General features: G+C 71.8%; 17 protein-coding genes. 7 read left to right on the top strand and 10 right to left on the bottom strand.

Translation table 11 applies throughout. The features are described 5' to 3' along the window. Window positions 1–3: 3 nt before the first annotated feature. From QQG74_RS00710 to QQG74_RS00685, 6 genes are all read right to left on the bottom strand, one after another. The gene (locus QQG74_RS00710; protein WP_341718370.1) at window positions 4–741 is read right to left on the bottom strand and encodes a hypothetical protein; all 738 of its coding nucleotides are present in this window, start codon (window positions 739–741) and stop codon (window positions 4–6) included. Window positions 742–1,015: 274 nt separating this feature from the next. Next, a complete protein-coding gene (locus QQG74_RS00705) occupies window positions 1,016–1,618 on the bottom strand; it encodes a DUF4178 domain-containing protein (RefSeq protein WP_341718369.1) in 603 nt (200 codons plus the stop codon). 84 nt (window positions 1,619–1,702) lie between these two features. After that, a complete protein-coding gene (locus QQG74_RS00700; RefSeq protein WP_341718368.1) occupies window positions 1,703–2,740 on the bottom strand; it encodes a hypothetical protein in 1,038 nt (345 codons plus the stop codon). Window positions 2,741–2,809: 69 nt separating this feature from the next. Further along, window positions 2,810–3,190 (bottom strand): hypothetical protein, encoded by a 381-nt coding sequence (locus tag QQG74_RS00695; RefSeq protein WP_341718367.1) that lies wholly within the window; start codon window positions 3,188–3,190, stop codon window positions 2,810–2,812. Between the two features lie 55 nt (window positions 3,191–3,245). Further along, a complete protein-coding gene (clpB, locus tag QQG74_RS00690; protein ID WP_341718366.1) occupies window positions 3,246–5,837 on the bottom strand; it encodes an ATP-dependent chaperone ClpB in 2,592 nt (863 codons plus the stop codon). 99 nt (window positions 5,838–5,936) lie between these two features. After that, window positions 5,937–7,058: a hypothetical protein gene (locus QQG74_RS00685; RefSeq protein WP_341718365.1), complete on the bottom strand. Its 1,122-nt coding sequence runs from the start codon at window positions 7,056–7,058 to the stop codon at window positions 5,937–5,939. Window positions 7,059–7,113: 55 nt separating this feature from the next. On the opposite strand from QQG74_RS00685, the gene QQG74_RS00680 reads away from it, so the two are divergent. The 4 genes from QQG74_RS00680 (at window position 7,114) to QQG74_RS00665 (ending at window position 9,596) form a co-directional block, all read left to right on the top strand. Next, on the top strand, window positions 7,114–7,326 hold the full coding sequence (locus tag QQG74_RS00680; protein ID WP_341718364.1) for a hypothetical protein: 213 nt from the start codon (window positions 7,114–7,116) through the stop codon (window positions 7,324–7,326). 6 nt (window positions 7,327–7,332) lie between these two features. After that, window positions 7,333–8,544 (top strand): cation:proton antiporter, encoded by a 1,212-nt coding sequence (locus QQG74_RS00675; RefSeq protein ID WP_341718363.1) that lies wholly within the window; start codon window positions 7,333–7,335, stop codon window positions 8,542–8,544. A gap of 164 nt (window positions 8,545–8,708) precedes the next feature. Further along, a complete protein-coding gene (locus QQG74_RS00670; protein ID WP_341718362.1) occupies window positions 8,709–9,137 on the top strand; it encodes a hypothetical protein in 429 nt (142 codons plus the stop codon). A gap of 198 nt (window positions 9,138–9,335) precedes the next feature. Further along, window positions 9,336–9,596, top strand: a complete 261-nt coding sequence (locus QQG74_RS00665) for a hypothetical protein (protein ID WP_341718361.1) — start codon at window positions 9,336–9,338, stop codon at window positions 9,594–9,596. A gap of 230 nt (window positions 9,597–9,826) precedes the next feature. Here QQG74_RS00665 and QQG74_RS00660 read toward each other — a convergent pair whose 3' ends face one another. The 4 genes from QQG74_RS00660 to dnaK all read right to left on the bottom strand — a co-directional run bounded on the left by QQG74_RS00660 (window position 9,827) and on the right by dnaK (window position 14,257). Next, a complete protein-coding gene (locus tag QQG74_RS00660; RefSeq protein ID WP_341718360.1) occupies window positions 9,827–10,267 on the bottom strand; it encodes a MerR family transcriptional regulator in 441 nt (146 codons plus the stop codon). Window positions 10,268–10,295: 28 nt separating this feature from the next. After that, window positions 10,296–11,474 (bottom strand): molecular chaperone DnaJ, encoded by a 1,179-nt coding sequence (gene dnaJ, locus QQG74_RS00655; protein ID WP_341718359.1) that lies wholly within the window; start codon window positions 11,472–11,474, stop codon window positions 10,296–10,298. An 85-nt stretch (window positions 11,475–11,559) separates the two neighbouring features. Beyond that, window positions 11,560–12,336 carry a nucleotide exchange factor GrpE gene (gene grpE, locus QQG74_RS00650; RefSeq protein WP_341718358.1) on the bottom strand — a complete coding sequence of 259 codons (777 nt, stop codon included), beginning with the start codon at window positions 12,334–12,336 and terminating at the stop codon, window positions 11,560–11,562. A gap of 46 nt (window positions 12,337–12,382) precedes the next feature. Then, window positions 12,383–14,257, bottom strand: coding sequence for a molecular chaperone DnaK (gene dnaK, locus QQG74_RS00645; protein ID WP_341718357.1), 1,875 nt, complete (start codon window positions 14,255–14,257; stop codon window positions 12,383–12,385). Between the two features lie 221 nt (window positions 14,258–14,478). On the opposite strand from dnaK, the gene QQG74_RS00640 reads away from it, so the two are divergent. The 3 genes from QQG74_RS00640 to QQG74_RS00630 all read left to right on the top strand — a co-directional run bounded on the left by QQG74_RS00640 (window position 14,479) and on the right by QQG74_RS00630 (window position 19,322). Further along, window positions 14,479–16,302: an ABC transporter gene (locus QQG74_RS00640; RefSeq protein ID WP_341718356.1), complete on the top strand. Its 1,824-nt coding sequence runs from the start codon at window positions 14,479–14,481 to the stop codon at window positions 16,300–16,302. After that, window positions 16,299–17,975: a GTPase gene (locus tag QQG74_RS00635; RefSeq protein ID WP_341718355.1), complete on the top strand. Its 1,677-nt coding sequence runs from the start codon at window positions 16,299–16,301 to the stop codon at window positions 17,973–17,975. Before QQG74_RS00640 ends, QQG74_RS00635 begins: the two co-directional genes overlap by 4 nt. Window positions 17,976–18,104: 129 nt before the next feature. Further along, the gene (locus QQG74_RS00630; protein WP_341718354.1) at window positions 18,105–19,322 is read left to right on the top strand and encodes a hypothetical protein; all 1,218 of its coding nucleotides are present in this window, start codon (window positions 18,105–18,107) and stop codon (window positions 19,320–19,322) included. The last annotated feature ends 10 nt before the right edge of the window (window positions 19,323–19,332 follow it).

Here is a 19,332-nt window from a genome sequence, read left to right as displayed (position 1 = left end):
CGGTCAGCCAGGCCGGTCGGTGGGCGGCGGTTGCCCGCCGGGTTGTTCCGGGCCGCCGGTCGGCGGGTTCTGCCCACCGGGCCCGCCGGGCTGGTCACCGAAGGACGACTGGCCTCCAGTGGGCGGGTAACCCGGCTCCTGCGATGCCGCGCCGGGGTAGCCCGGCTGCTGCGGGGTACCGGGGTAGCCCGGAGCCGGCGGGTAGCCCGGAGTCTGCGGGTAGCCGGGCTGGCTCGGGTAGCTGCCACCAGGCATCGGCGGCTCCCACTGCTGGGTCGGCTTGCGGAAGAACTCGTTGGCCTTCGGCAGCGCCAGCAGGATCAGCGCCGCCAACAACGCGAGCAGGCTGATCACGTTGAGCAGGTTGTTGACCGGGTTGACCCAGGACGGCAGCGTCTCGTCCAACTGCCGCTGGACCTCCGCCTGGCTTGGCGCATCGCCGCTGGTCTCGCCGGGTGTGGCGAGCCCACCGGCCAATCCGCCGAGCACACTGAAGCCGACGCAGCAGAACATGATGCCGCCGACGATCCAGGTGGCAATCCGCGAGCCGTTCTTGCCGCGCAGGTTCATCAGGCCGAGGCCGAACAGCGCGAGCGCCACCACCAGCGTGAAGATGGCGGTGGCGACACCAGCGATCACCACCACGTCGGCGATGTTCTCGACGCCTTCGGCGGTGGAGCCCCGGTACGCCTCCTCCATCACATCCCGAACGGTGCCGATGGTGGCCAGCGCAATGATCACACTGATGAGTTGACAGACTGCGAACAGCAACAAAAGGTACGTGGATATCGTGACCACGCTCGGCCGGGTTCTGGCCGGCGTGCTCTGGGGATCAGCCATCTCTCTCCTTCCCTGGAACGCGCTTCACCGTATCGGCACCAGGCCATCTCGGCACGCCACGACGCTGCCCGGACGGCGCGTCACCGGCCGCCGGGCCGGCCTGGAGTCGACCAACTGCTGATCTACGAGCTGGTGCCGTTGGTGGTGGTCGCGGCGGTGGACGGCCGTCGGCGGCTCAGGATCCTCGATGCTGGGGGTGCACCGCCACGTCGGCGAGATCCAGCCGCTCGCCCCGGGCCGCCGTCCAGCCCGTCTCGCCGTACGCCTCGAAGGTGAGCCGGGCCCCGCCCGGCGCCCGGTAGTCGTGGTAGCGCATGGTGCCGCTCGGCGCGAGCCCGGTCGCGCCGCTGGCGGTGTACCGGGCCTGGCCGGATTCGTGCCAGCTGTACCGGCGGCCGGCGAACTCCACCAGCGGGGCGCCCGGCGTGCCGACGACGCCCGGCTCAGGATGCCAGAGCACCAGTTCGAATTCGGGGCTCTCCGCCACCGAGAGCCGACGCCGGCCGCCCGGGTCGTCGAACAGGTGCTCGGCCCAGCGCCACTCGCCCTCAACCAGTCGGATCGAACCGCACACCGGGTACGCGTCGTCGCCGATCTCGACGATGTCACCGACCGTGATCCGGCGTGGGTCACCCGGCGGCCCGACCAGACCTCGGGTGCCGGCCGTGGGTCGCGGACGGTTGCGCCGCCGCCGGAGCGTTCCGACGACGGCCAGCCCGACCAGGACCAGGGCGACCAGGACCCCGAGCGCGGGCACCAGAGGCATCGCCTCGTCCATCCGGTCACCTCCCGAGTTCTGCCGACGGTCGTCAAACCATGATCTGTGCCCGCCGCACCTCTCGCCAGCCAACCGGTCGGGTCGTCAGGATTCGCCGGACTGGCCGCCACCGTCCGGACCGCTGCTGCCGGCGGATGGAGCGTCCGGCCCGGACGGCCCAGCAGGATGATCGGGCACCGTCGGATACCCGGGCGGCACTGGGTAGCCGGGGTCAGCCGGATAGCCAGGCGCAACTGGATAGCCAGGTGCCACTGGGAAGCCGGGCCCGACGGGATAGCCAGGCCCGACGGGATAGCCAGGCCCGACGGGATAGCCAGGCGCTGCCGGAAGACCGGGCCCAGCCGGATAGCCGGGCACGATCGGATAGCCCGGCGCGGCGGGAGGACCGAACGCAGCGGGATAGCCCGGCGCGGCCGGATAGTTGGCAAGGTACGGGCTGGGGATGCCGGATCCGGGAGCCGGCGGCCGAGGGCCGGTCGGCCCGGTGGCCGGCACGAACCAGCGGTGTGCCGGTGGCAGCGCCAGCAGCAGCACCACCGCCGTGGTGAGCAGCAGCACCGTCACCGCACCGAGGCCGGCAAGTGGAAAGAACACCCCGTCGAACGGGCTCGTTTCTTCGTAGAGCGCTTGCAGGAAGTCCGACTCCTGCCAGAAGTCGTCCTCCGGCGTGGTGTCGTCGAGATAGGGCTCCTCGGCGATGCCCGCCGCGAGCCCGAACGGGAACAGCAGCGTGCCGAAGCAGCAGGGCAGGAGGCAGAGCAGCAGGTGGGCGCCGCCGGCCACGAAGACCACGATCCGGGCGACGTTGCTGCCCTGGCGTACCCGTGGTGCCGTAAGCGCCATGGTGAGGGCGAGCAGCAGTAGCAGTGCGCCGAGGACCGCCGACGTGCCGATGTTGCTCCAGCGCTCCCCGCGTACCTCGTTGGGGTCGGCGTCGGGCACCCGCCGCGCGGCCCGGTCGATCGCCGCATCCCACTGGATGGCCTCGACGACCACCAGGGCGAGGAGTCCGAACAGGACCAGCGCGGCGGCGATCTGTAGCCAGAACGCGACGGTGACGGTCGCCGGGCGCGGCGGTCGGGGTGGGGGCACGGCGGCCGGAGGTTCGGCGGTCGCGGTCATGCCACGGACGGTACGGCGCGCTCACCACCGCCGGCAGCCCCGATCGTCCGGAGTCGATCGGCGAATGGATCAAGCTCCGGCGAGCCGCTCCGCGGCGTACTCACCGACGGTGGTGGTGCCCATGATGCAGCCGGTCATGGTCTGCACCTCCGCCGGATCTCTCCGCAGCGCGACCCAGGCCGCCCGGCCGGCCGCCGGGTCGCACTGCTCCAACAGGGTGGCGGCGTACAGCCGGCCCGCCGCCGTGCCGGCCGAGAGCAGTTGGTCGAGCTGGTCGCGCACCCCGTCGGGCTGGTCGCGGATGGCCGCCGTGACCTGCTGGTACGCCTCGGTCTCCGGGAGCAGCGACCCCGCGAGTCCCACCCCGCCGAACGCGACCGTCTCGGCCTCGGCGAGTCTCTCGATGGCCGCCGCCAACCCGGAGTCCTTCTTCTTTTCCTTCCCGAACATGCCTACATCGTGGCCCGGACCGCCCGGCCGCGCAGCCCGACGCGATCGCGGCTGGTCAGGCGCTGGTCACCGCGAGGCCGTCCTTGCTCTCGGCCAGGTCGACCCGCACCGTGTCACCGTCGCGGATCTGGCCGGCGAGCAGGGCCTTGGCCAGCTGGTCACCGATCGCGGACTGGACCAGCCGGCGCAGCGGCCGGGCGCCGTAGATCGGGTCGTACCCGTGCTCGGCCAGCCAGGTGCGCGCCGCGTCGGTGATGGCCAGGGCCAGCCGACGATCGGCCAGGCGACGGCGCAGCCGCTCCAGCTGGATGTCCACGATGGCCCGCAGGTCCCCGCCCTGAAGGGCGGCGAAGACCACGATGTCGTCGAGCCGGTTGAGGAACTCCGGCTTGAAGTGGCCCCGGACCACCGCGAGGACGCCCTCCCGGCGCTGCTCCTCGGCGAGCGTCAGGTCGCTGATCACCGCCGAGCCGAGGTTCGAGGTGAGGATCAGGATCGCGTTGCGGAAGTCCACCGTGCGGCCCTGGCCGTCGGTGAGCCGCCCGTCGTCGAGCACCTGGAGCAGGAGGTCGAAGACGTCCGGGTGGGCCTTCTCCACCTCGTCCAGCAGGATCACCGAGTACGGCCGGCGGCGCACCGCCTCGGTGAGCTGACCGCCCTCCTCGTACCCGACGTAGCCGGGCGGGGCACCGACCAGGCGGGCCACGGAGTGCTTCTCGCCGTACTCGCTCATGTCGATGCGGACCATCGCCCGCTCGTCGTCGAAGAGGAACTCGGCGAGCGCCTTGGCCAGCTCGGTCTTGCCGACGCCGGTCGGGCCGAGGAAGAGGAAGCTGCCGGTCGGACGGTCCGGGTCGGCCACGCCGGCCCGGGCCCGGCGTACCGCGTCGGAGACCGCGGCGACCGCCTCGGTCTGGCCGACCACGCGCTCGCCAAGCGACTCCTCCATCCGCAGCAGCTTGGCCGTCTCGCCTTCCAGCAGTCGTCCGGCGGGGATGCCGGTCCAGGAGGCGACCACCGCGGCGATGTCGTCCGCGCCGACCTCCTCCTTGAGCATCGCACCGGCGGACTGGAGCCGGGCCAGTTCCTCCTCGGCCTTGGCCAGCTCGGCCTTGAGCGCGGGGATGCGCCCGTAGCGCAGTTCGGCAGCGCGCTCCAGCTCGCCGTCGCGTTCGGCCCGCTCGGCCTCGCCGCCGAGCCGCTCCAGCTCCTCCTTGGCGGTGGAGAGCTTGGTGATGTGGCTCTTCTCCAACTGCCAGCGCTCGGAGAGCGCGGTGAGCTGCTCGCGCTTGTCGGCCAACTCCTTGCGCAGCCGTTCCAGGCGCTCGGCGGAGGCGGCGTCCGGCTCCTTGGCCAACGCCATCTCCTCGATTTCGAGCCGGCGCACCGCCCGCTCGATCTCGTCGACCTCGACCGGCCGAGAGTCGATCTCCATCCGGAGCCGGGACGCGGACTCGTCGACCAGGTCGATCGCCTTGTCCGGCAGGAACCGGTCGGTGATGTAGCGGTCGGAGAGGGCGGCGGCGGCGACCAGGGCGGCATCGGTGATGCGTACGCCGTGGTGCACCTCGTAGCGCTCCTTGAGCCCGCGCAGGATGCCGATGGTGTCCTCGATCGTGGGCTCGCCCACCAGCACCGGCTGGAAGCGTCGCTCCAGCGCCGGGTCCTTCTCGATGTGCTCGCGGTACTCGTCGAGCGTGGTGGCGCCGACCATCCGCAGCTCACCCCGGGCCAGCATCGGCTTGAGCATGTTGCCGGCGTCCATCGAGCCCTCGCCCTTGCCGGCGCCGACCACGGTGTGCAGTTCGTCGAGGAAGGTGATGACCTGGCCGTCGGAGTTCTTGATCTCCTCCAGCACGGACTTGAGCCGCTCCTCGAACTGACCCCGGTACTGGGCGCCGGCCACCATCGCGCCGAGGTCGAGCGAGACCAGCTTCTTGTCGCGCAGCGATTCGGGCACGTCACCGGCGACGATCCGCTGGGCCAGGCCCTCGACGATCGCGGTCTTGCCGACGCCCGGTTCGCCGATCAGCACCGGGTTGTTCTTGGTACGCCGGGACAGCACCTGGATCACCCGGCGGATCTCGGCGTCCCGGCCGATCACCGGATCGATCTTGCCGTCGCGGGCGCTGGCGGTCAGGTCCACGCCGTACTTGGCCAGGGCCTGGTAGGTCTGCTCCGGGTCGGCGGTGGTGACCCGGCGGTCTCCGCCACGCACGGTCGGGAAGGCGGCGACCAGGGTCTCCTCGGTCGCGCCGGCGGCCTTCAGTGCGGCCGAGACGGCCCCACCGACCCGGGCCAGCCCGGCCAGCAGGTGCTCGGTGGAGGTGTACTCGTCGCCGATCGGGCGGGCGATCTGCTCGGCGGCACCGATGGCGTTGACGAACTCCCGGGCCAGGGTCGGCTCGGCGATGCTGGAGCCACGCGCCGCAGGCAGCGCGTCGACGGCGCGCTCGGCGGCCCGGCGCAGCTCGACGGGGTCGGCCCCGGCGGCGCGTAGCAGGCCGGCGGCGGTCGAGCCCTCGGTGTCCAGCAGCGACAGCAGCAGGTGCCACGGCTCCACGGTGGCGTGCCCGCGCTGATTGGCCAGGGCGACGGCAGCGGTGATGGTCTCGCGACTCTTGGTGGTGAGACGTTCGGTGTTCATGGGCTCCCCTGCTTCGGCGTGTCCACTGGTACCGACAGAACCAGACTTGAGTCTATTCCACTCAACCTTACCGCTGTGACCTACACCACTCGGCACCGGTTATTCCGGGTTGATGACGATCTCGACCCAGGTGCGGTCGCCGATGTGACCGGTGCCGAGCAGGATGCGTTCCGGCGTACCGGCGAACAGGGTGCCGTCGGCCAGCAGCCGCAGATGATGTTCGCCGGTCAACGGCCAGGGCAGGTCGACGTACCTGCCGCCGACCAGCGCGCCCGCGCCCCGGGAGCTGACCACCGCCGCAACTCCGGCACCGAGCGGGACAACCTGTCCCGCCTCCGGATGCCCCTCGGCGGACACCGGCTCCCAGGAGCGGCCACCCTGTCGCCACAGCGCCGGGAAGCCGATGCGGTCGGGTCGCTCGCCGATCAGCCACAACTCACCGCCTGCGGACACGACCCAGAGCACGCCCACCGCGCCGTCGGGCGCCGGCACCGGGGTCTCCTGCCAGCTCCGCCCCTCGTCGCGTGAGATCGCCGCGTACGGCCGACCGTCCTCGCCCGCCCCGGCCGCCACCAACGGCCCGCCGAACTCCGTACCGTCCGACGACACACTGACTCCGTCACCCTGGAGCACGGTGTTCAGCGCGGGCAGCGGGGGTTGGGTGGGTAGCGGGCGCAACGTCCTGCCGGTCCACCGGCCGACCTTGCCGGTGCGCTCGATGATCTGGAACCGTCCCTCGGTGGCCCGCCACTGCGCAGGCGGCGTCTCACCCGGGCTGTGTCGGAAGGTCCGGCCGCCATCGGTGGAGGTCCACCAGCCGTGCGGCTCGGTCCACAGGGCCAGCATCCCCGGCGCGGCGAACAACTGCTGGTGGTCGGCGACCGGCTTCGGGTGGCGCAACCGCTGCCAGGAGCGGCCACCGTCGCGGGTGGACCAGAGCAGTGCGCGGCAGTCCGGGCCGGGCGGTTGTCCGTCGCAGGCGGCGAAGAGGGCGTATCCCAGTCGGGCGTCGACGAACTCGACGTGCGGCCGGTCGTACCGTTGCGGGACGGCGAGGCGGCTGCTGCGGATCTCCGCGGCGGGCTCGGTGGCCGGTGGCCGGCCGGGCAGACCGGTCGGCTGGGACGGCTCGACGCTTGTCGGCGCGGGTGCGGGCGGGGTCCGGCGGATGTCCCCGATCGAGCAGCCAGACAAGCCGATCACCAGGGACAAAGTGATCATGGAACGAGCCCGGCGGGAAAACATTCGGCCTCCGTCGCGAGAGTAGCCTGAGCCCGTGCGTGCGCGTGCGGACCAGACGGCCCCACCGGGGCTCGGCGTACGTCCTGACATGATGCCGGAATCCGGCCGCCGGCTGGGCTCCGTCTCCCACCGCTACCGCCCACGCGACCTGGTCCGGTCCGACCTGGACGGCACCGCTGCCGACATCCCGCCCACCGACGACGAGGCAGCGGCACCCGCCGGCATCCTCGGCGCGTCACTGATCTGACCCCCGGTGCACGACTCCACCGACCTGCTCATCCAGGTCGGCGCGCTGCTTTTCCTGCTCGGACTACTCGGTCGGCTCGGCCGTCGGATCGGGCTCTCACCGATCCCCCTGTACCTGCTCGCCGGGCTCGCCCTCGGTCACGGCGGCATCCTGGAACTGCACGCCAGCGAGGAGTTCTTCGCCATCGGCGCGGAGATCGGCGTGATCCTGCTGCTGGTGATGCTCGGCCTCGAATACTCGGCCGACGAGCTGGTCGGCAATCTGCGATCCGCCGCACCGGCCGGACTGATCGACGCACTGCTCAACGCGCTCCCGGGCGCCGCGTTCGCGCTGCTGCTCGGCTGGGGCTGGGTGGCCGCTGTGGTACTCGCCGGCATCACCTGGGTCTCGTCCTCCGGGGTGATCGCCAAGATCCTCGCGGACCTGGGCCGGCTCGGCAACCGGGAGACACCTGTGGTCCTCTCGGTGCTTGTGGTCGAGGACCTGGCCATGGCGTTCTACCTGCCGCTGGCCACCGCCCTGCTGGCCGGGGTCGGGTTGGTACAGGGGGGAGTCGCCCTCGGCATCGCCGTACTGACCGTGGTCACCGTGCTGGTGGTCGCGATCCGCTTCGGCAACCTCATCTCCAAGGCGATGCCCGCCGACAACGCCGAGGCGCTGCTGCTCGGGGTGCTCGGCCTGACCCTGCTGGTGGCTGGGATCGCATCGAAGCTCCAGGTGTCCGCGGCGGTGGGCGCGTTCCTGGTCGGCATCGCGCTCTCCGGGCCGGTCGCCCACCACGCAAGCGAACTGCTGACCCCGGTACGCGACCTGTTCGCCGCCGTCTTCTTCGTCTTCTTCGGGCTGGCCACCGACCCGGGACACATCCCGCCGGTGCTGCTACCGGCGCTGCTGCTGGCGGTGGTGACCATGGCGACCAAGACGTTCACCGGCTACCTGGCGGCCCGTCGGGTGGGCATCGCCGAGCCGGGTCGCTGGCGGGCCGGTCTGACCCTGGTGCCCCGGGGCGAGTTCTCCATCGTCATCGCCGGACTCGCGGTGACCGCCGGCAGCGTCACCCCGAAACTGGCGGCGCTCGCGGCGACGTACGTGTTGATCACGGTGGTGACCGGGCCGATGCTGGCGCGGCTGCCGGACCTCGCCTGGTTCAAGCGATGGCTACGGATGCGCGCGGCGGCGCAGCAGGCCCGGACGGCATCGACCGCCGACCACGCCTGACTGCCGGGCCAGCCACCCAGACGGCGTGGCCTCGCCAACAGATGCCGAATTGCTCCCTGTAGGGGCTACCCGTACTCACCGGTACCGCGTTACCGTGTCGCCCCAGCAGCCGGGGTTCGCGGGGGGCGGACGCCCCGGCGCGTGCGCGAGCGGAAGGTTGGCCGGTGAGCGTGCAGGAGTCAACGTTCCACGGCTTCGCCAACCCCGTCGACCCGAGCCCGGCGGAGTTGCGAGCGTGGGCGTACCACCCTGATTCCGTGCCGTTGACGTCCATGCCACCCGACTGGGACCTGCTGGTCTCCGGCGATCGGCTGGTCATGACGCTGTTCGAGCTGGCCATGGACCCGAGCTGTCCGGCCCGTCGGTTCGCCCTGCACTGTCTCTACATCTACGCCGCCGACGGGATCCGGACCAATTTCCGGGCCCACCCGAAGCGACGCTTCCGCAAACTGGTGGACCAGGCCGAGCGCCACGGTGACGAACTGATGCACACCTGGGCGCACAACAGCCGGGTACTCCTCTCCCGCCCAGAACTCTTCGTCTACCGCGAATGGTGCGAAGGCGGCCTGGTCCGCGAAAACCGCCGCCTCTAACCGCCCCCGCTCCACCCCCATCCCCGGCGATCTTGCAGTTTTCGTCCCCGCATAAGCCACAAAAGCCGCGTAATGGCGACTGAAACTGCAAGATCGGCGCGTCTGGAGGTGGGGTGGACAGCGAACGGGCCGGGACCCCCCGTGGCTCCCGGCCCGTACGTCGGCGGATCGTCAGCGCGATCCGCCCCGCTCTCGGCGATGCTGATCGGTACGCGCCTGACCGACACCATGCCCGTCGCTCCGGTTCCCGCTGGCGTTCCGGCTGCCAACCTTGCCCGAACTGACCTGGTCGGAGAAGCGGCCCTTGGTGATCCGGTCGAATCGCTGCCGGACGTCCTCAGCCAGGTTGTCGAGCCGATGTTCCGCCTCTTCGGCCACCTTTTTCGCCGCTTCCGTCATGGCTCCCCCCGCCAGATCGGATTCCGGATTGAGATGGTTGAACCGGTTAACCGAGGCTAACCAAGACAACCGGCCCCCCGCTCAGGTTTTCCCAACTCACCCCGTTGATCATGAGGTTGGCGGCAGTTTGAAGATCAACTACTGCCGCCAACCTCATGATCAACGGGGTGGGAGGGCGGGGCGCGGGTGGGAGGGCGGGGCGCGGGTGGGAGGGCGGGGCGCGGGTGGGGTGGCTGCGCCCCGCCGCGATCACCGATCACGGCGGGGCAACACCGCGTAGAACCCGGAGGTCAGCGGCCAGGGTTGCGGCGGGGACGCCAGACGACCAGTGCGGTCGAGGTCTGGTTGGTCGGCACCAGGTCGCGACCGGGGAAGCGGGCCAGTGACTCCAACTCGGCCACCCGGCGGTACGCCGCATCCAGCTCGGCCTCCAGCTGGGCGACCCGCTGTTGAGCCTGCTCCAACAGTTGCTCCAGGCCGATGATCCGCTTGATCCCGGCGAGGTTGACCCCGTCATCTTGACTGAGCCGCTGTACCTCGCGCAGCAGCACCACGTCCCGGACGCTGTAGCGCCGCCCACCGCCGGCCGCCCGGCCCGCCTGAACCAGGCCGAGCCGGTCGTACTGACGCAGAGTCTGCGGGTGCATTCCCGCCATCCGCGCCGCTACCGAGATCATCAGCACCTTGGCCTCGTAGGCAGGGTCATCCGAACCGACAAACCCGTCCGCCATGCCACTCACCTCCGCACCGCTTCACCGATCAATCGAATCGACGCACCCGGGCGTCGAGATGTTCCCGCCCGGCTGGCGGGCTCTGCTCGGCGAAGGTCTCCAGGGCCTTTCGAGCCTCGTCGGACACCCGTGCCGGTACCACCACGTCGAGCGTGACGAGCAGGTCACCCGCCTGACCGTCGCGGCGGGTCACGCCCTTGCCGCGGGCCCGCAGGATCCGTCCGCTCGGCGTACCCGGCGGCACCCGGAGGGTGACCGCGCCGTCGAGCGTCGGCACCCGCAGGTCGATGCCGAGCACCGCCTCCGTGAACGTGATCGGAACGGTCAGGGTGAGGTCGTCGCCGGTGCGCCCGAACAGCTCGTCCGGCCGGACCTTGACGTGCACGAACAGGTCGCCCGCCGGGCCGCCGCGCTCGCCCGGTTCACCTCGACCGGCCAGCCGGATCCGCTGCCCGTCGGCCACCCCGGGCGGAAAGCGGACGTTTAGCGTACGGGTCTTGGTGACGCCGCCGGTGCCCTGACATTCCGGGCACTTCTCGTCGACCACCGTGCCGACGCCCTGACAGTTACGGCACGGCTCGGAGAAGCTGAACGCTCCCTGGTTGCGGGTGGTCACCCCGGCACCGTGACAGACCGGGCAGGTTCGCGGCTGGGTGCCCGGCTTGGCGCCGTTGCCGTGGCAGGTGTCGCAGACCCCGGGGGCGCGCAGCGTCAGCGGCACGGTCACTCCCCGGACGGCGTCGTCGAAGTCGAGCGCCACCTCGGTCTCGATGTCGCGGCCACGCGCCGGACCGGGTGCACCGCCGCCACCCGAGCCGCCCGAAAAGATCGAGCTGAACAGGTCGGAAATGTTGCCGCCAGCGAACCGGCCACCGCCACCGGGTGCCCCGCCGCCGAACAGGTCGGAGACATCGAACGGTACGCCGCCGGGCTGGCCCGGCTGGCGGGCGCCGCGCCGGAACGCGCCCGATCCGAACAGCGAACGCATCTCGTCGTACTCGCGGCGCTTCGGGTCGTCGCCGAGCACCGCGTACGCCTCGGAGACCGCCTTGAAGCGCTCCTCGGCCTTGGGGTCACCGGGGTTGTGGTCCGGGTGTGACTCGCGGGCCAGCTTCCGGTACGCCTTCTTGATCTCGTCAGCGGGGGCGGTCTTCGCCACGCCCAGGACCGCGTAGTAGTCCTTCTCGATCCAGTCCTTGGAACTCAACCGTCCACCTCCTCCCCGCCTCCGGGCCGGGGCCGTCCCGCTCGCCGAAGCTCGGCGGGCGGGACGGCCCGGTCACCGTCGTGCACTATTCCGGATCGGCGACCGCGACCATCGCGGGCCGCAGCAGTCGCTCACCAATCTGGTAGCCCCGACGCATCACCTGCACGCAGGTCGGCTCGGTGACGTCGGCCGAGGTCTGGTGGGCCACCGCCTCGTGCCGGGTCGGGTCGAACGGGTCACCCTGCTCACCGAACGAGGTCAGCCCGAACTTGCCCAGCGTGGTGGTCAGCTGCTCGGCCACCGAGCCGAACGGGCCGACCAGGTCGCCGTGTTCCCGGGCCCGGTCCAGATCGTCCAGGATCGGCAGCAGCGCGGCGAGCACCGAGCCGGTCGCCTGCTCGGTGACCAGGCCACGATCGCGCTCGACCCGCTTGCGGTAGTTGGCGTACTCGGCCGACACCCGCTGCACGTCGCGGGTACGTTCCGCCAACTCGGCGCGCAGCGCCTCCAGCTCGGCACCGAGCCCGCCACCGCCGGCCTGCGCCGACTCACCGGCCGGCCGCTCCTCCGCCGGATGCGCGGGGGAGTCCACCACCGGCGGACCGTCCGTGGCCGGTTCGCTAAGCGCGGCGGTCTCCACCTCGATCGCGTCGACCACGACCTCGGCATCCTCGACCAGCCCCTCGGCCGGGGCGTCCGAGCCGGCGTCGGCGGCGGCACCATCCGGCTCCTGGGTCTGGCTGATCTTGCGATTGTTGCGGATGACGACCTGCGGCGCGTCGCCGTGAGCCGACTCGGGCGCCGAGCCACCCGGCGCCGACCCGGTGTCACCCGGGTCAGCGGCTCGTGGCTTCTCCGTCATACGACTACCTCATCCCTTGCCTTGGAGCTCGAGTCCGACCGGACCGTCACTTCTTGTCCTCGTCCACGATCTCCGCGTCGACCACGTCGTCGGCACCGGGCCGGGCACCGCCGGCCTCTGCGCCGCCGGCTGCGCCCGCACCGGCCGCACCGGCACCGGCCGCGCCATCCGGCTGGGCCTGCTCGGCCTGCTGGGCGTAGAGCAGTGAGCCGGCCTCCTGGGAGACCTGTGCCAGCCGCTCGTGCGCCGACTTGATCTTATCGATGTCGCTGCCACCGAGCGCACCACGCAGCTCGCCGAGGGCCTCGTTGAGCTTGTCGCGGTTCTCGGCGGGGAGCTTCTCGCCGTTCTCGGCGAGGAACTTCTCGGTCTGCCACTGGAGGGCCTCGGCCACGTTGCGGGTCTCGGCCTCCTCGCGGCGGCGCTTGTCCTCCTCCGCGTGCTCCTCGGCGTCCCGGCGCATCCGCTCGATGTCATCCTTCGGCAGCGAGGAGCCGCCGGTGATGGTCATCTTTTGCTCCTTGCCGGTGCCCAGGTCCTTGGCGTGGACGTTGACGATGCCGTTGGCGTCGATGTCGAAGGTGACCTCGATCTGCGGCACGCCGCGCGGGGCCGGCGGGAGACCGGTCAGCTCGAAGGTGCCGAGCTTCTTGTTGTACGCGGCGATCTCGCGCTCGCCCTGGAAGACCTGGATGAGCACCGACGGCTGGTTGTCGTCGGCGGTGGTGAACACCTCGGACCGCTTGGTCGGGATTGTGGTGTTGCGCTCGATCAGCTTGGTGAAGATGCCGCCCTTGGTCTCGATGCCCAGGCTCAGCGGGGTCACGTCGAGCAGCAGGACGTCCTTGACCTCACCCTTGAGCACACCGGCCTGGAGCGCGGCACCGACGGCCACCACCTCGTCCGGGTTGACGCCCTTGTTGGGCTCGCGGCCGGTGAGCTGCTTCACCAGGTCGGTCACGGCCGGCATCCGGGTCGAGCCACCGACCAGGATCACGTGCTCGACGTCGGAGACCTTGATCCCGGCGTCCTTGACGGCCTGCTCGAACGGGCCCTTGCAGCGGTCCAGCAGGTCCTGCGTCATCCGCTGGAACTCGGCCCGGCTGAGCGTCACGTCCAGGTGCAGCGGACCGGCCGCGCCAGCCGTGATGTACGGCAGGTTGATGTTGGTGGTGGTGGCGGCGGACAGCTCGATCTTGGCCTTCTCGGCCGCCTCCTTGAGCCGCTGCATCGCCATCTTGTCCTGCGACAGGTCGATGCCGTGCTCGCCACGGAAGGTCTTCACCAGGTGGTCGATGATCCGCTGGTCCCAGTCGTCGCCGCCGAGCAGGTTGTCACCGCTTGTCGACTTGACCTCGATGACGCCCTCGGCCAATTCGAGCAGCGACACGTCGAAGGTGCCGCCACCGAGGTCGAAGACCAGGACGGTCTGCTCCTTGGAGCCCTTGTCCAGCCCGTACGCCAGGGCCGCCGCGGTCGGCTCGTTCACGATCCGCAGCACGTTGAAGCCGGCGATCTCACCGGCCTCCTTGGTGGCCTGGCGCTGGCCGTCGTTGAAGTAGGCCGGGACGGTGATCACCGCGTCGGTGATCTGCTCGCCCAGGTACGCCTCGGCGTCCCGCTTGAGCTTCATCAGCGTCCGGGCCGAGATCTCCTGCGGGGTGTACTTCTTGCCGTCGATGTCGACGGACCAGTTGGTGCCGATCTCCCGCTTGACCGAGCGGATCGTCCGATCCGGGTTCGTCACCGCCTGGCGCTTGGCCACCTCGCCGACGAGCACCTCGCCGTTGCGGGCGAACGCGACGATCGACGGGGTCGTCCGCGAGCCCTCAGCGTTGGCGATGACGGTGGGCTCACCGCCCTCCAGGACGCTGACGCAGGAGTTCGTCGTGCCGAGGTCGATACCGACCGCACGTGCCATCTTCGCTTCCTCGCTTCGTAACGTTGAGCAGGGCCCGGGATCACCCCGTCGCCGCCGCCCGGCGGGCGCCGCCCGCAGCGACCCCACCTCAAGTTGAGTGAACTTGACTCAATAGTGCCACGCCCACCGGAATCGTCAAGTCGAGTTGAGCCTGGTCGACGCAAGTCATCGTTCGCTACCGACTGGTTGTCTTACTTGTGTCGGTCGGGCACGCTTTAGCGGTGACGACGAACGGCGATTCCGCCTTGCCCTCCGGCGCGCCCGCCGTCGCAGCTCGCACCGGCTTCACCGACGCCGGGGAGGACCGGCCCGCGGCCACCGGGGACGATCGCCTGCCCGACGCCCTGACCGGCCTGCGCGCCGCGATCGGGTCAGCCCGGTTTCCGCTGGCGCTGCCCTCGGCCGAACCGGCCGAGCGGACCGGCGCCGCGCTCGCCGACCAACTCGACGACTATCTGCTACCCCGACTTTCCCGCCTCGACGCGCCGCTGCTCGTGGTGGTGGGCGGCTCCACCGGGGCCGGCAAGTCGACCCTGGTCAACAGCCTGGTACAGGCCCGGGTCAGCGCCGTCGGCGTGCTGCGACCCACCACCCGCTCGCCGGTCCTGGTCTGCAATCCGGCCGACTCGGCCTGGTTCCGCCGGGGCGAGCTGCTGCCCGGGCTGACCCGCACCAACCAGCCCAGCACCGACCCCGGCACGCTGCACCTGGTCACCGCCCCGGCGCTACCTCCGGGGCTGGCGTTTCTGGACGCCCCCGACATCGACTCGGTGGTCGACGCCAACCGCGCGTTGGCCGGTCAACTGCTCGCCGCCGCCGACCTCTGGCTCTTCGTCACCACCGCCGCCCGCTACGCCGATGCCGTCCCCTGGGAGCTGCTGCACAGCGCGCGGGCCCGGGGCGCGGTGATCGCCCTGGTGCTCGACCGGGTGCCGGCGGAGGCCACCGACGAGGTCGCCGCCCATCTCGCCGAGATGCTCGCCGAGCAGGAGCTCGGCTCGGCACCGCTGTTCGTCCTGCCGGAGACCTGGATCGACGGGCAGGGCCTGCTGCCCGACCGGGTCACCGCGCCGCTGGCGGACTGGTTCGCCCGGCTCGCCGCCGACGCGGACGCCCGTGCGGCGGTGGTACGGCAGACCCTGGGCGGCGCCCTGGCCGCACTGCAACCGGCGCTGGCGAGCCTGGCCGAGGCCGCCGACGAGCAGGTGGCCGCCGCGGACGCCCTGGACGAGCGGGTACTTGCCGCGTACCGGGCCGCGAACCGGACGGTCGAGCAGGGGCTTCGCGACGGTCGGATGCTCCGTGGCGAGGTGCTCGCCCGCTGGCAGGAATTCATCGGCACCAGCGAGTTCTTCCGCACCCTGGAGGCGCGGATCGGCCGGCTGCGCGACCGGGTGGCGGCCACGTTCAGCCGTCGACCGGCACCGGCGGTGCAGCTTCAGGACGCAATCGAGTCCCAGCTGTCGACCCTGCTGCGGGGGGTGGCGGCCGAGGCGGCCGAGCACGCCTACACCGGCTGGAAGGCCCATCCTGCCGGGGCCGCACTGCTCGAACCGGAACTGGCCCACCACTGCGCCGACCTACCCGAACGGATCGAGCGGCTGATCCGGGACTGGCAGCGGGGCGTACTGGAACTGGTCCGCGCCGAGGGTGGCGACCGGCGCTTCGTGGCCCGCACGGCGGCGTACGCGGTGAACGCCACCGGGCTGGTGGTGATGATCGCGGTCTTCGCCTCGACGGCCTTCATTCCGACCGGGTTGGAGGTCGCCACCGGGGCGGGTACCACCGTCGCCGGGCAGGCGGTGCTCCAGGCCATCTTCGGCGACCAGGCCGTCCGCAAGCTGGCCGACAAGGCCCGGGACGATCTGCTGAAGCGGGTACGCGTCCTGTTGGAGGCGGAGGCCGCCCGCTTCCTGACCCGGACCGAACAGGCACGGCCTGCCGCCCGGACCGCGGCGGAGCTGCGCCGGGCCGCCGAACGGGTCGAGGCGGCCCGGCTGCACAGCGGATTCGCCGCAGCGGCACCCGGCGGGGAGCGATCGTGAGCGGCCTGGGCGGGCGCCTACGCGAGGCGCTACGGGCCGACGGGCGGGTCGACGCCGACCAACTTGTCGCCCGGTTGGAGGCGGTGCACCGCTTCCTCGGCATCGTCGACGGTCACCTGCCGGACACCCCGCTGGTACCGGCACGCACCCTGGTCGAGCGGGCCGGGACCCGGCTGGCACTCTCCCGCGACCACACCGTGGTGGCCCTGGCCGGCGCGACCGGCAGCGGCAAGTCGAGCCTGTTCAACGCGATGGCCCGGATGCAGTTGTCGCCCGTCGGGGTACGCCGCCCCACCACCGGCGTGGCGCACGCCTGCGTATGGGGACCGCTGGACGGGGGCAGCCGGCTGCTCGACTGGCTCGGCGTGCTGCCCCGGCACCGGTTCGTCCGGGAGAGCCTGCTGGACGGCGACGACGAGTCCGCGCTGCACGGACTGATCCTGCTCGACCTGCCGGACTTCGACTCGGTGCAGCACTCGCACCGGCTTGAGGTGGACCGGCTGCTCGGCCTGGTGGACCTCGTGGTCTGGGTGGTCGACCCGCAGAAGTACGCCGACCGGGTGGTGCACCGCAGCTATCTCGGGGAGTTCCACCGGCACCGGGACGTCACACTGGTCGTGCTCAACCAGGCCGACCGGCTACCGCCGGCCGAGGTTCCCCGGGTCCTGGCCGACCTGCGCCGGCTGCTCGACGCGGACGGGCTGGCCGGCGTACCGCTGCTGGCCACCACCGTCGCCGACCCGAACGGCCCAAACGGCCTGCGGGAGGCGTTGGAGCGTACCGTCGCCGAGCGGCAGGCCGCGCTCCGCCGGCTCTCCGGTGACGTGGACGCCGTGGTGGACGCGCTGGACCAGATGGTCGGCGCACCCCGCTCGGCGCTCGCCCCGGACGATCCCGCCGTCGGCCCACTGAACCGGGCGCTGAGTGCGGCAGCGGGGGTACCGGCGGTGGTGACCGCGGTCGAAGACGCCTACCGGCACCGGGCCGCGTCGGCCACCGGTTGGCCGCTGATCCGGTTCTGGCGACGGTTGCGTTCCGACCCGCTGCGCCGGCTGCACCTCTCCGGTCCGCCGGGCGACCCGGCGGAGAGCCTGGTCGCCGCGACCTCCGTGCCCGAACCCAGCGTCGCCGACAAGTCCGCGCTGGCACTGGCCCTGCGTACGGTGGCCGAGCGGGCCGGGTCCGGTCTGCCGAGCGCCTGGCCGGACGCGGTGACCGCGGCGGCCCGTTCCCGGATCGGCGACCTGCCGGACGCCCTGGACCGCGCGGTCGCCGGTGCCGATCTGGGCATGGACCGGCCCCGGTTCTGGTGGCGGCTGGTCGGCGCGGCACAGTGGCTGGTGACCCTCGCCGCCCTGGCCGGGCTGGGGTGGCTGGTCCTCGGTTACGCGCTGCGCGCCCTCGGGCTGCCCGAGCTGCGGCATCCGATGGTCGGCGAGGTGCCGGCACCGACCCTGCTGCTGCTCGGCGGGCTGCTGGCCGGGCTGCTGATGGCCGGGGTGGCCCGGCCGGTCTCCCGGTGGGCTGCCCGGCGGGCCGGGCAGCGGGCGCAGGCGCGGTTGGTCGAGTCGGTGGCCGCCGTGGGTGACGAGTACGTCCTCAACCCGGTGCGCGCCGTGATCGCCGCGCACGCCGACGCGCGGACCGTGCTGGAGGTCGCCCGGCACCGGTGACGCCAGCCGCCCCACCAGGGGCCGGCCGGCGCGCGGTCCGCACCTCGCCCGGGACGCGCACCCGCAAACACGTCGGTGCTCGGCTCGCTGGAGTGCATGAGCGGACGGCGAGCGGCGTAGGGTCGGGTCATGGCCACGCCACAGACCCCCTACGAGGCGGTGCTGCACGCCGCACGCGACGTGACCAAGCTCGACTCGGCGCTCGACGCGGAGATGCTGGGCACGGCACTGCTGGGCAGCGTGTACGAGATCGCCGAGACGGATCGGGAGGCGGCGGTACGGGAGTTCGTCGCCGGCTTCCTCGCGGCCACCACCCGCCGACGGGCCGCTGCGGCGACCACCGTCCGCGCGGTCTTCGCGGCCCTGGTGCCGGATGCGACAGGCGCCGACCGGGTACGCCCCGGTGCCACCGCACCGGCCTGGTCCGGTCAGCTCGGCCGGGTGCACCTCACCGGCAGTTGGGCGTACGGCGACGTCTACGGCGACCAGACCTCCTACCTGGCCACGTTCGCCTACGACGACGACACGGGTGGGCCCGAGCACGCGCTGGTGGCGCTGGTCGACCACAACATCGGCATCACCAAGGACATCTTCGTCGGCGGGCCGGCCGACCTGATCCTGGAGCAGGTCCGGCGGTTGTGTGCCGCCGACGAGCTGACCTGGTTCCGGGAGGAGGACCCGACCCGGGTACGCGGCGAGGTCAGCCGGCATCTGGCGGTCACCGACCAACTGGGACAGCTGCCCGGGGCGAGTTCACTGGCCACGGATCGCGCGCTGGTCGGGGCCCGGTTGGCGGTCCTGCCTGCGGCGGTGGCATCGCCCGCGCCGGCCGACGATCCGCTGCCGGACGCCAAGCGGGCCGAGGAAATCCGGCGGTTCCTGGCCTCGTCGGAGGCGGTCCGGGCCGGATTGGACACCGTCGACGGCGCGGAACTGGCCTCCCTGCACTTCTGCCTGGGCCTGCTGCTGGACCACGCGGTGACCTTTCCCGACGCCGACCCGCTGCGGTGGAGCCCGACGGTGGCCGGGCTGTTCCTGCTCGACTGGGTGCACCGACGCGCCGTGCTGGACATGGACGACGCCGCGATGTTGCCCCGGGTGCTGCGCGCCTGGGCCGGGTACGCCGCCCGTCGGCGCGGGTTGTCCGCCGCCGCGGCGGCGGGGACCGACGCCGCGATCGAGGAGATGGTGCCGGAGTTCGTCCGGCTCTACGCCACCGGTGAGCGGCGCAGCCCGGCGACCGCCGCAGTCGCCCAGTTGATGGCCGAGGGCGTCGATCCGGATGACCCGGCCGCTCTCGACGCCTGGATCGAGGCCAACCGGCACCGCCTCACCGACGACGACTGACAACCGCCAG

The sequence above is a fragment of the Micromonospora sp. FIMYZ51 genome (assembly GCF_038246755.1).
Classification (GTDB): domain Bacteria; phylum Actinomycetota; class Actinomycetes; order Mycobacteriales; family Micromonosporaceae; genus Micromonospora.
This window is presented reverse-complemented; position numbering and strand designations above follow the sequence as displayed.

Coding starts and splice junctions, on each gene's coding strand:
- QQG74_RS00705 (WP_341718369.1), bottom strand. CDS start 1,618: ATGGACGAGGCGATGCCTCTGGTGCCCGCGCTCGGGGTCCTGGTCGCC.
- QQG74_RS00700 (WP_341718368.1), bottom strand. CDS start 2,740: ATGACCGCGACCGCCGAACCTCCGGCCGCCGTGCCCCCACCCCGACCG.
- QQG74_RS00695 (WP_341718367.1), bottom strand. CDS start 3,190: ATGTTCGGGAAGGAAAAGAAGAAGGACTCCGGGTTGGCGGCGGCCATC.
- clpB (WP_341718366.1), bottom strand. CDS start 5,837: ATGAACACCGAACGTCTCACCACCAAGAGTCGCGAGACCATCACCGCT.
- QQG74_RS00685 (WP_341718365.1), bottom strand. CDS start 7,058: ATGATCACTTTGTCCCTGGTGATCGGCTTGTCTGGCTGCTCGATCGGG.
- QQG74_RS00665 (WP_341718361.1), top strand. CDS start 9,336: ATGCTGATCGGTACGCGCCTGACCGACACCATGCCCGTCGCTCCGGTT.
- QQG74_RS00660 (WP_341718360.1), bottom strand. CDS start 10,267: ATGGCGGACGGGTTTGTCGGTTCGGATGACCCTGCCTACGAGGCCAAG.
- grpE (WP_341718358.1), bottom strand. CDS start 12,336: ATGACGGAGAAGCCACGAGCCGCTGACCCGGGTGACACCGGGTCGGCG.
- dnaK (WP_341718357.1), bottom strand. CDS start 14,257: ATGGCACGTGCGGTCGGTATCGACCTCGGCACGACGAACTCCTGCGTC.
- QQG74_RS00630 (WP_341718354.1), top strand. CDS start 18,105: ATGGCCACGCCACAGACCCCCTACGAGGCGGTGCTGCACGCCGCACGC.